Below are 1177 nucleotides of genomic sequence, written 5' to 3' on the forward strand. Positions count from 1 at the left end.
CGCGGGCGCGCTTTCGCTGTCGGTGGGCAATGCCGTGGCTGTGGGCATCGGCGGTTCGGGCGGCACCGGCAATACGGCGGGCAACGTTTCGCTGGGATCGACCGGCAACGTTTCCACCACGGGCAACCTCGCGGCGGGCATCCAGGCCCAGTCGATCGGCGGCGGCGGCGGTAACGGCGGCTTCAGCCTGACCGCCTCGGCCACGGTCGAGGGTCAGTCCATCGGCAACAGCAGCGGTGGCACCGGCGGCAGCGGCGGTCTGGCCGGCAATGTCGACGTGACCAGCCTTGGAACCGTGCAGACCACGGGCGAACTGGCTAACGGCATCTTCGCGCAATCGGTCGGCGGCGGCGGCGGCAATGGCGGCTTCTCGGTTTCCGCCAGCCTTTCGGCCAAGGGCGATTCCGATACGCAGAGCGTTGGCGGCAATGGCGGTACCGGCAACGATGCGGGCATGGTCAGCGTCTCGGCCACGGCCGGTGCCAATGCGGCCATCGAAGGCTATTCGGTCGTCACATCGGGAACGGGTTCGAACGGTATCCTTGCCCAGTCTGTTGGCGGCGGCGGCGGCTCCGGCGGTTTCTCGGTTGGCGGGGCGTTCTCGGGTGAAGGCGATGCCGCCTCCAACCAGGTTGGCGGCAGCGGCGGCGCGGGCGGTAACGCCTCGACCGTCGATGTCGTCAATGTCGGCAAGATCCAGACCACCGGCAATATCGCCAACGGCATCTTCGCGCAGTCGGTTGGCGGTGGCGGCGGCAACGGCGGCTTCTCGGTCGGCGCGGGCTTCTCCAGCGAGGGCGGTTCGTCCTCCACCAGCGTCGGCGGGGCCGGCGCGGGCGGCGCGACGGCGGGCAACGTCACCGTCCATGCCGATAGCGACATCCAGACCAAGGGCACCGGATCGAACGGCATCCTCGCCCAGTCGATCGGCGGCGGCGGTGGTAACGGCGGCTTCGCCGTGGGCCTGGCGTCTCGATCAAGGGCGACGCCGAATCCTCGGTCGGCGGCGGCGGCGCGGGCACCGGCTCGAAGTGCCGGCGATGTAACCGTGACCGGCACCGGCACGATCGTCACTCTGGGCGATCAGGCCAACGGCGTCTTCGCGCAGTCTGTCGGCGGCGGCGGCGGCAACGGCGGCTTCGCCGTGGGCCTTGGCGCCTCCATGAAGGGCGATGCG

General features: G+C 70.3%; 1 pseudogene. It reads left to right on the top strand.

What is annotated here, in order from left to right:
• Positions 1-1177: pseudogene (locus tag ADT71_RS31785) on the top strand (hypothetical protein); the annotation flags it as partial.

Source organism: Novosphingobium sp. ST904, assembly GCF_001298105.1.
Classification (GTDB): domain Bacteria; phylum Pseudomonadota; class Alphaproteobacteria; order Sphingomonadales; family Sphingomonadaceae; genus Novosphingobium.